Source organism: Orenia sp. (assembly GCF_055140805.1).
Genome location: NZ_JBSQYM010000011.1, coordinates 22,128 through 31,949, shown reverse-complemented (window position 1 = coordinate 31,949; position 9,822 = coordinate 22,128). Strand labels below are relative to the sequence as shown.

The following is a 9,822-nucleotide window of genomic DNA, read 5'->3' as shown; positions in this document are numbered from 1 at the left end:
AATTCAATAAATAAATATTTAAAGCAAAAAACCTCCATATGGAGGTTTTTTAGCTGTCTCAGAATAGTTTTTAAAAACTATTCTGAGACAGCCCCTTTAAAGTAAATATTATTTAATTTAAATATTTCAATGGATTAACAGTCTTATTATCTATAAATATTCTAAAGTCTAGATGGGGTCCTGTACTTCTTCCTGTACTTCCTGATTTAGCAATTATCTGACCTTGACTTACACGTTGCCCTTGCTTTGCTAATAACTGTGAGTTATGTGCATATAAAGTTACTACACCATTTCCATGATCAATGGTTACCGTTTTACCAAAACCACTGACCCATCCACTTCCTAATACTTTACCAGCCTTAGCAGCTTTAACTGAAGTTCCACTTCTTACAGCTATATCTAGACCACCATGGAAATGCTTTTTATTTAAAATTGGATGTACTCTCCATCCATATCCTGAACTTATTCTTCCTTTAAGTGGCCAAATAAAGTCTTTCTTAACTGCTGTTTTATTCTTAGAAGTATTTGAAAAATCGATTATTAACTTAGGTACCTTAATAACCTGCCCCTCTCTAATATAACTTGTCTCAAAATTATTTACTTGTTTAATACTCCTGATTGTAGTATGGAACTTACTTGCTAACTTATCTAAAGTATCTCCCCTTCTAACCTTATAGGAAACTACTTCATAAAAATCTGTATCAATCCCTCCACCTAAAGCAGTCTTAGGTATTATTAGCTCTTGATTGATACGAATTGTATCAGAATTCAGTTTATTAGCCTCTTTTATAACAATTACTGGTACATCATATGTATGTGCCAGTTGAGATAAAGTGTCTCCAAACCTAACTTTATATTTATCAAAGCTAATGGCATCTTTTAAGATTTCCCAAGTCTGCTCTCCTACAACACCATCACTTGGGAGCTTTGACTTTTTTTGAAACTCTATAATGGCCATCTTAGTTGCAGGTCCAAAATTACCATCAATAATTATTCTATAGCCAAGCATCACTAAATTTTCCTGTAATTCTCTAACATCTCTACCTTCCATTCCCTGTTGCAAGACTCTATAACTGGCTTCCACACTCGTTATAGAAGAAAATAATAATATAACCAATACCATTATAATAATAAGTTTATTGTATTTCACCTGTTAAGCCCCCCTCTTTTCAATTTACTGTTATTTATCGAATTAATTATCATTACTACTTGTAATATTATAAACTTATTAAAATCAAAACTATCTTAGATTTCTTCGACATTTAATTATCAAATCCCTCCATAAATCATTCAATTTCAAACAATAATTTTTAAAAATCACCATATACCAATTAATGTAATGATTAGATTACCCTTAATTCTATAAACTATCAATAAATTCCGCTTAAATTAAAATAAGTAATTATTAACTACTAGCTAGTACCTTGAAAAGATAAATTTTGAAGATATATGAAGACATCTATTAAAATTATATCAAGTTCAAGAAAAAGTGACAATGGTAATTATTAAAGAGTAGTTTGAGTGTGTGTGAAGTGCCTTTCTATTGAATTTCACTCACACTCCCACACCAACTTACACTTATAAAAAGTGTCGCAATATCCCCATTAAGCGATAAACTCACTCCAAAAACTTAGCTAATTTAAAAAAAGAGTTTCTGGAGTTAACTCCAGAAACTCTTTTTTTACTCACCAATTGTTACAGTGTACTTTTCTTTTAACTCTTCTGTCTTACCTTGATAAAGCTGATTCTGCTTCATCGATACTAATTGTTGCTCAATCTGAGCTCTAACCTCTTCTAAAGAACTACTAGCAGGTTCATTTTTAGCTGTAACCTTGATAATATGATAACCAAATTGCGTCTTAACAGGCTCTGAGCTGACCTCTCCTTCTTCCATTGCAAAGGCTGCCTGTTCAAACTCAGGAACCATCTTACCTCTTGTAAAGTCACCTAAGTCTCCTCCCTTAGCCTTAGAAGGGCAAGTAGAGTATTTCTTAGCAGCTTCAGCAAAAGCAAGACCTTCTTCTAATTCTTCTAAAATCTCTTCTGCTTTCTCTTCTTCCTTAACAAGAATGTGGCTTGCTTGTATACTTTCTGGCTTCTTAAATCTATCCTTATTTTCATTATAAAAATCTTCTACTTCATTCTCATCTACAGCTACATTTTCTAAAAGATTCTTAATAGCAAATTGGCTTAATAGGTTATTTTGTACCCTCTCAAGACTCTCCTTAAACTCTTCATTATCTGCTAAACCTTGCTCAAGAGCATCTAGATAAAATAACTTTTGATTGATCAATTGATCTAATAAACGTTGACGACCCTGTTCTGTATGTAGTTGCTGTGCCTGTTGAGGATTGGCATTTTGGATAACCATCTCAATATCCTCTTCTGTAATCACTTCTCCATTAACCTGTGCTAAAACCTTATCTTCTGACATATTCTAATCTCCTTTACTATAAGTTATACTGGTATGTTAACAAAAAAAAGGGCTAGTGTCTAATTAAATCTCAATATTTTCTTCTTTCTCCTTCAAAACCTCTAAAAATAACTATATCACTTACTAAACCTTACTCTGATACTTAATTCAAAGTATTAAAATACATCTATAAGTGATTTCATTACACCTACTAGTGGGTGTACAACCTCCACTATCACACAAGGGATTTTCAAACCATCCTGTATAACAAAAATCTGCCCAATTCAAGATTACCCCCTCCTATATAAATTTCTAATTATAGAATGATATAGCGATACTATTTATCTCCCAAATCAAGCTTACTAACCCCTAAAGCATAATTTTCCCATAATATACTCTTAATCATTTCTACTTGTTCTTTATTACAATTAATAACTAAGACTACCTCTGCATATTTCTGTTTTTTCTGTCGATATGACCTATTCTTAGTTATTAGCAATTTAATAAGCAAACCTAAAACTCCACCTAGCACCAAACCAATTAATCCCCAAATTATAGGCCCCCATTCAAAAATAAAACCATAAATCCCTCCAAGTAACATAAATATAGTACCCAAAATAGCAGCTAAATCTAATAAACTCAAACCATCAGAATAATGAATATTATCAAAAAACTTTCTTCTTGTATTTCTTTTATCCATCGGAATTGCCACAATATCCTTCTTTTCTATGCCCTGTTTCTCTATAGCACTGATTACTAACTCTAGATAATTTGAATGTTCAAAGGTAGAAATAATTTGCATCTTATCACCTACATCTTCTCTAAATTTAATCTCTTGGCTTTGATAATTGTCCTTTAAAAATTTGCCTTGTTCCCAATCATACAATTTATTATTCTCTACAGTATTAGTATAAGCATCATACAAAGCAAAACCATAAACTGAAGGAATATTTAACAGCCAATGCCAATTAACCACTCCTTTAGCTTTAGCAAACTCTCCTAGTAGAGTGTAATGAATAGCAGGTAATACTTTTGAATAATAAGAAAGGATTATAAACCAAGTAAGAATAAAAAAAGCAGTAATTATTCGATGGATATAGATCTGTCCCGCCCCTGGCATAAAAAAAGACCAGATAGCTGAAATTTCAGGCTCTCTTTTGTCTAAATAATTAATCTCCATCGCTGATATTGTAAAAGATTTAATATAAACCTCTTCTCTATTAGCCAGTAGATATTGATGATTAAGATCAACAGTACTTCGATAAGCATCCCAAATTGCAAAGATATAAGTTGCTATATACAATAGCATCCACCTAATATCAAGAGACTGTTTAGCTAATTCAAAATTACCTGTAAAGGAATAAAGAATACCATAATTAATTCCTGCTTGATAATTGATATATACTTCCCAGACAAATAATAAAAAACCTCTTAAATATTTAGATAACAGCAGATGACCTAAACCAGGAAAAGCTGCTGACCACCAAGCAATTACCCAGGGGTTTCTGAGATGTAGTTGTGTTGTCCCAAATATACTGACATAGGCTTGGTGTCGCCTTGCTCTAGATTTGTTAGACTTATTCATTATTTAAACTCCTTAACTTATAATAATTTCTTGAATATAGAACCCTTAATCTACTTTTAATATACCTTAACTTAGGTTTTTATATAAATATCATTTCTTAATATCTTGGAGAAAATTTGACATAAAAAAAGCCGAGACACTATCGTCTCAGCTTAAAGTTTATTTCATTAATTTTACCATAATCGCCTTCTGCATATGTAGTCTATTCTCCGCCTGATCAAAGACTACTGATTGCTCCCCATCAATTACTTCAGCTGTTACCTCTTCACCACGATGGGCTGGTAAACAGTGTAAAAAGATGGCATCAGTTTTTGCTACTGACATCACTTTACTATTAATTTGATAGTTAGCAAAGGCCTTTTCTCTTACTTCAAGCTCATCCTCATCACCCATACTAGCCCAAACATCGGTATATAGTACATCAGCATCTTGAGATGCTGCTAAAATATCACTAGTTATTTCAATCTCACTTCCACTATCTTGAGCAATCTCTTTAGCAGTAGCTACTATCTCTTCAGCTGGTTGATAATTTTGAGGGCACGCAATAGAGATATCCATTCCCACTTTGGCTGCTGCTAATAATAGAGAGTGAGCCATATTATTACCATCGCCAACATAAGTCATTTTTAATCCTTTTAACTCACCCTTATACTCTTTCACAGTCAGCAAATCCGTTAATGCTTGGCAAGGATGATAATCATCAGTCAAACCATTAATAATCGGAATTGTTGCATGGGCAGCCAACTCCTCTACATCACTGTGAGCAAAGGTTCTAATCATAATCCCATCTACATAACGTGAAAGTACCTTAGCAGTATCCTCTATCGTCTCTCCTCTTCCCAATTGAATATCATTTGAACTTAGGAAAATCCCCTGACCTCCTAATTGATAGATACCAACCTCAAAAGAGACCCTTGTTCTTGTAGAAGATTTAGCAAAGATCATTCCCAAGCTCTTACCTGCCAAAATTTTATGTTCAACACCTGCTTTTAATTCCTTCTTTAACTTAAGCGCTAGCTCAAATAACTCCTCAATCTCTGTTAGTGTTAAGTCCTTAACTGTCAACAAATCTTTCATAGTAACTCCTCCCTCCTCATGTTATTTATAATTATACATTTTACAGAATAAATATGCAAACATTATTTTAATTTTTTATTATTCTATTGTGCTAATTAAATTTTAATATAGGTAATGTGTCTTTATGGGAATATTGCGACAGTTTTACTTCAGTGTACAATGTACAGTTGACGGTTGACAGTTAAATTCAAACCCTTTAAGGTCTTTGATTTTGGTCTTTTAACTGTCAACTGTACACCGTCACCTGTCAACTAAAAAAAGTGTCGCAATATCTATATATTGTATCATTTTTTTACTAGCACAAGATATTGACATTAGTTTACTGGTTGTTATTTGTTATCTATTATCTTTTAATAAAAAGTAGCTTTGTAAACAGTAGGTTAACTATGGGTTAACTTTCTAGAAAATACAAGGTTTTAGAAGTAAATGTATATAATATATAAAATTCATAAGCTACAATTATCAAAGCAAAAGAAAGGGGAAAGCATAATGGTAAGATTCAGTTTAAAGAAAAAATTATTCATCCTTCTCTCACTAATTTCAATAATTCCAACACTAGTCATCTCTACAATATTATATAAGCAGAGTAGACAGAGCTTTGAACAAACAATAGACTCTAAGTTAGAACAGGCTATTAAGGTCTCAAACTTCTACTTTAATGAAAAGCAGAAGGTAGCACTCTCTATTGCTCACAAGTATGCCCAACAGAAGAATCTAATTTCTGCCTTCAAAAAAAAGGATCGAAATTTATTAGACCAAAAGCTTAAGCCAATCTTTAAGCTATTAAAAGAGGATAAAGGCTTAACCGTCTTTGAGTTTGGTGATGAAAAAGGTGTTGTCTTTACTAGAGCCCATCACCCCGGCAAATTTGGTGATGATAAGAGTGATAACAATTCAATTGACCTGGCTTTACAAGGAGAAGAGGTTAAAGGCTTTGAATTTGGTAAGAGCGGGCTGGCTGTTAGAGCCTTTGTCCCTATTAAAGATAATCATCAAATTATAGGTACTCTCCAAGTTGGTTTTAATCTAAATAATCAATTACTAAAAAATATTAATAATTTAATTTCAGGTGATGTAGCCTTTTATGAAAAGGACAAATTAATTCAAAGCTCTAGAGATTTAGAGCAAGAAAGGCTTGGCACAACTATAGAGGATAAATCCATCTTTGACAGAGTATCTTTAGGAGAAAGAGTAACTTCTATGGCTGATAATAATAAATTAGAATTGTATCTACCTCTATCTGACCCAAGTGGTCAAAAGATTCGAGGAATGCTTAGAATCAGTCAAGATCTAACCTGTATTAGAGGACTAGAGCATAAATTTTTTACTACATCTATCTTTTCTAGTCTAGCTATATTCACTTTAGTTATTCTCATATCCTTGTTATTTAGTAATAAGATAACCAAACCTATCCTAGCTGCTACTAACTTTGCTAATGAAATTTCTTCAGGAAATTTAAATATAGAGCTACTTGGCATCAAGACTCAAGATGAGCTTAATATTTTAGCAACAGCTCTAAATAAGATGTACTGTAATTTAAAAGGTACCATCATCAATATTCGTAAGACATCAAAAGATTTATTTGCTCATAGCCAAGAGCTATTATCTTCTGCCCAAAGGGCTAATAGAACTATCACAGGAAATCAAAGGTTAATGGATAACATAACCTTGATCATCGAAGGAATTTCGGAGAGTATGGGAGAAATGGCTACTTTTGCTCAACAGTCTTCTAATAAGACTCAACTTGGTAATGATAATATCAAAGATACCTTAAAGAGCATCAATCAGATTAGTGTCGTTACCAAGGGGACTGTAGAGATTATAGAAGATCTACATAATGATTATCAAGAGATCAATCAAATAGTTGAACTAATCACCAATATAACAAAACAGACCAATCTATTAGCTTTAAATGCTAACATTGAAGCCAATAACTCTAATAATACCCGCAATGGCTTTAAAGTCATTGCCGATGAAATCAGAACCCTTTCAATTGAAACCAATAATGCTACTGAAAATATACTTACTTTAATTCAGCAGATAGAACAGAAATCAAATGAAGCACTAACTGCTATTAGAGAAGTAGCGATAAAGACAGAAACAAGTCAAGAAATCGCTCAAGAGACTGGTTCATTATTTACAGAAATTAAAAGTTCAAGCCAGGAAAGCTCAATGCAAATCCAGCAAACAGCCAGTGCTACTGATGATTGGGAAGCCTATAATAAAGAGATTTTCAACTCATATCAAAATATTGAAATTATGTCTCAAGAATTGAACGCTTCCTCCCAAGAGCTAAAAGAGATATCCCATAGTTTAATGGATATGGTAGATGAATTTAAAATCTAAAAAAGTATAATCATATAAATAACTAAAGAGCTGATCAAAGTTGACCAGCTCTTTATATACCTAGATAACTACTAATTGTATAATCCTCTTCTATACTACTTACAAATATCTTACCATCACCTGGGACACCATCTATACCCATCTTAAATTTAATCTCTCCTGCATCCAAACCTCCCTTTCTTTTAGTCTTAGCCTCCCTAGCAATTATATCCACTACTTTAGTTTTATCTTTATCCTCTACCACAATTAACAGCAGAGTCTTTGATAGCTCATCATAATGGGTCTCTCCAATCTTAATCCCTTTTTGCTCTCCTCTACCACTAACTTCAACCTTAGTATAAGCATGAAAACCTTCCTCACTTAACCTATCAACAACAGCTTCAACCTTCTTAGGTCTAATAATTGCCCTAATCAGCTTCATCAGTCGCCAAACCTCCTCTATCTATAATTTTACAAAAATACCCCCGATTAAATCGGGGGTGGGGTGCTTAACATTAAATAGCCTTTATACCTTTTTCACCTGTTCTAATCCTAATCGTCTCTTCAATTGGATAGATAAAGATCTTACCATCACCGACTTCATCAGTACGAACAGCCTCCATAATAGCATTGACTAAAGGTTCTACCTTATCTTCTTCTACTACGATTTCTACTTTAAGTTTCTCTTTTAGCTTGACCTCATACTCTACACCACGATAGATATTAGTAGCACCTTTCTGCTTACCATATCCGGCAATCTGAGTTATATTTAAACCATTAACACCTAATTTTTCTGCAGCCACGATCAGTTCTTCTATACTACTTGGTCTAACAATACATTCTACCTTTTTCATTCTCTTTCCCCCTTTATTAGTGGGAGTGCTTAGTGTGGGTGTGAGTAAAAACTTTACACCCTACACTAATAACTCAAACTCTCACTATCTTTTAAATTTATCCTCTTAATTATTCTAGTTTATTATATTTAACGAGCGTAATTATAAATTAGACATTTTCCCTCACACTCATTACTCATCACTATTTCTTACTGACTTTAACACTCTTCCAATGTAATGGAATGAAATCTGGATAAGATACTGAACCATGCTCTGTAATATCTAGTCCTTCTACCTCTTCTTCTCTAGATACTCTTAAACCAATAGTACTAGCAATAACTTTAAATAAGATGAATGCTGTTGTAAAAGTCCAAGCTCCTACTGCTACCACACCTTTTAACTGAGTAAGAAATAATCCAATTCCTCCACCATAGAATAAACCGCCATCTACTGCAAACAATCCAACTAATAATGTTCCAAAAGCTCCACAAACACCATGTACTGCTACTGCTCCAACAGGGTCATCTACATGTAAACTATCGATAAACTCTACAGCATAAACGATTAAGATTCCAGCTAAAGCTCCAATTGCTACAGCCCCATAGTTATCTACACTAGCACACCCTGCAGTAATTCCAACAAGACCAGCTAAAGCTCCATTTAAAGTCATACTTACATCAGCTTTACCATATTTGAACCAACTAGTTACCATTGCTAAAGCGGCACCTGCTGCTGCAGCCAAGTTAGTAGTTACTGCAATATCAGCAATACTTAAATCAGTACCTGCTACTGTACTACCTGGGTTAAATCCAAACCAACCAAACCATAAGATAAATACACCAAGTGCAGCCATTAATAGGTTATGTCCTGGCATTGCATTTACAGAACCATCTTCATTGAATTTACCAATTCTAGGCCCTAAAACTATTGCACCAGCTAAAGCAGCCCATCCACCTACTGAGTGAACAACTGTTGATCCTGCGAAATCAACCATACCACTTAACCAACCGCCACCCCAAATCCAGTGACCTACTACTGGATAGATGATTGCAGTAATTACAGCACTATAAGCTAAATATCCACTAAATTTAGTTCTTTCAGCCATGGCTCCTGATACGATAGTAGCTGCTGTTGCAGCAAATACAGCTTGGAAGATCCAGAAAGCACTTAAAGGTATGCTCAATCCTAAATGTTCAAAACTCCCACTTAAAAAGAATCCTTTAGTTCCTATAAAAGCATTTCCTGCTCCAAACATAAATGCAAATCCACAAATCCAATAAATCAATGATCCTACTGAAAAGTCCATTAAGTTCTTCATAATAATGTTTCCTGCATTCTTTGCTCTAGTAAATCCTGCCTCTACCATTGCAAATCCTGCCTGCATAAAGAATACCAAAAATGCTGCTACCAAAGTCCAAATTGTATCAATCGCAATTGCATTACTTTCTGCTGTTGCATCTGCTGCAAAAGCCATTGATGATAAACTAATCACTCCTAACATCACAAGTAAACCTAAACTAACTACTCTTCTTCTCACTTTTTTCACTCTCCTTATAATTAATATATATTTTATAATTAATACTTATAAA

The 9,822-nt window shown here is 33.6% G+C and carries 8 protein-coding genes; 1 reads left to right on the top strand and 7 read right to left on the bottom strand.

The features are described from left to right. Positions 1 to 112 precede the first annotated feature (112 nt). From ACTCDL_RS02545 to argF, 4 genes are all read right to left on the bottom strand, one after another. Positions 113 to 1,150, bottom strand: a complete 1,038-nt coding sequence (locus tag ACTCDL_RS02545; protein ID WP_463173770.1) for a peptidoglycan DD-metalloendopeptidase family protein — start codon at positions 1,148 to 1,150, stop codon at positions 113 to 115. A 531-nt stretch (positions 1,151 to 1,681) separates the two neighbouring features. After that, positions 1,682 to 2,434 (bottom strand): peptidylprolyl isomerase, encoded by a 753-nt coding sequence (locus ACTCDL_RS02540; protein WP_463173769.1) that lies wholly within the window; start codon positions 2,432 to 2,434, stop codon positions 1,682 to 1,684. A gap of 316 nt (positions 2,435 to 2,750) precedes the next feature. Next, positions 2,751 to 3,998, bottom strand: coding sequence for a hypothetical protein (locus ACTCDL_RS02535; RefSeq protein WP_463173768.1), 1,248 nt, complete (start codon positions 3,996 to 3,998; stop codon positions 2,751 to 2,753). A gap of 159 nt (positions 3,999 to 4,157) precedes the next feature. Beyond that, positions 4,158 to 5,075, bottom strand: a complete 918-nt coding sequence (gene argF / locus ACTCDL_RS02530; protein WP_463173766.1) for an ornithine carbamoyltransferase — start codon at positions 5,073 to 5,075, stop codon at positions 4,158 to 4,160. Between the two features lie 489 nt (positions 5,076 to 5,564). On the opposite strand from argF, the gene ACTCDL_RS02525 reads away from it, so the two are divergent. Then, a complete protein-coding gene (locus ACTCDL_RS02525; RefSeq protein ID WP_463173765.1) occupies positions 5,565 to 7,421 on the top strand; it encodes a methyl-accepting chemotaxis protein in 1,857 nt (618 codons plus the stop codon). 52 nt (positions 7,422 to 7,473) lie between these two features. Here ACTCDL_RS02525 and ACTCDL_RS02520 read toward each other — a convergent pair whose 3' ends face one another. The 3 genes from ACTCDL_RS02520 to ACTCDL_RS02510 form a co-directional block, all read right to left on the bottom strand. After that, entirely contained in the window at positions 7,474 to 7,842 is a 369-nt protein-coding gene (locus ACTCDL_RS02520; RefSeq protein WP_463173764.1) for a P-II family nitrogen regulator, read from the bottom strand. 73 nt (positions 7,843 to 7,915) lie between these two features. Next, positions 7,916 to 8,254: a P-II family nitrogen regulator gene (locus ACTCDL_RS02515; protein WP_463173763.1), complete on the bottom strand. Its 339-nt coding sequence runs from the start codon at positions 8,252 to 8,254 to the stop codon at positions 7,916 to 7,918. A gap of 181 nt (positions 8,255 to 8,435) precedes the next feature. Beyond that, positions 8,436 to 9,770: an ammonium transporter gene (locus ACTCDL_RS02510; RefSeq protein WP_463173762.1), complete on the bottom strand. Its 1,335-nt coding sequence runs from the start codon at positions 9,768 to 9,770 to the stop codon at positions 8,436 to 8,438. Positions 9,771 to 9,822 lie beyond the last annotated feature (52 nt).

Bases quoted from the DNA above. Each gene is read 5' to 3' on its own strand.
- ACTCDL_RS02540 (WP_463173769.1), bottom strand. From the start codon at position 2,434: ATGTCAGAAGATAAGGTTTTAGCACAGGTTAATGGAGAAGTGATTACA.
- ACTCDL_RS02535 (WP_463173768.1), bottom strand. From the start codon at position 3,998: ATGAATAAGTCTAACAAATCTAGAGCAAGGCGACACCAAGCCTATGTC.
- argF (WP_463173766.1), bottom strand. From the start codon at position 5,075: ATGAAAGATTTGTTGACAGTTAAGGACTTAACACTAACAGAGATTGAG.
- ACTCDL_RS02525 (WP_463173765.1), top strand. From the start codon at position 5,565: ATGGTAAGATTCAGTTTAAAGAAAAAATTATTCATCCTTCTCTCACTA.
- ACTCDL_RS02520 (WP_463173764.1), bottom strand. From the start codon at position 7,842: ATGAAGCTGATTAGGGCAATTATTAGACCTAAGAAGGTTGAAGCTGTT.
- ACTCDL_RS02515 (WP_463173763.1), bottom strand. From the start codon at position 8,254: ATGAAAAAGGTAGAATGTATTGTTAGACCAAGTAGTATAGAAGAACTG.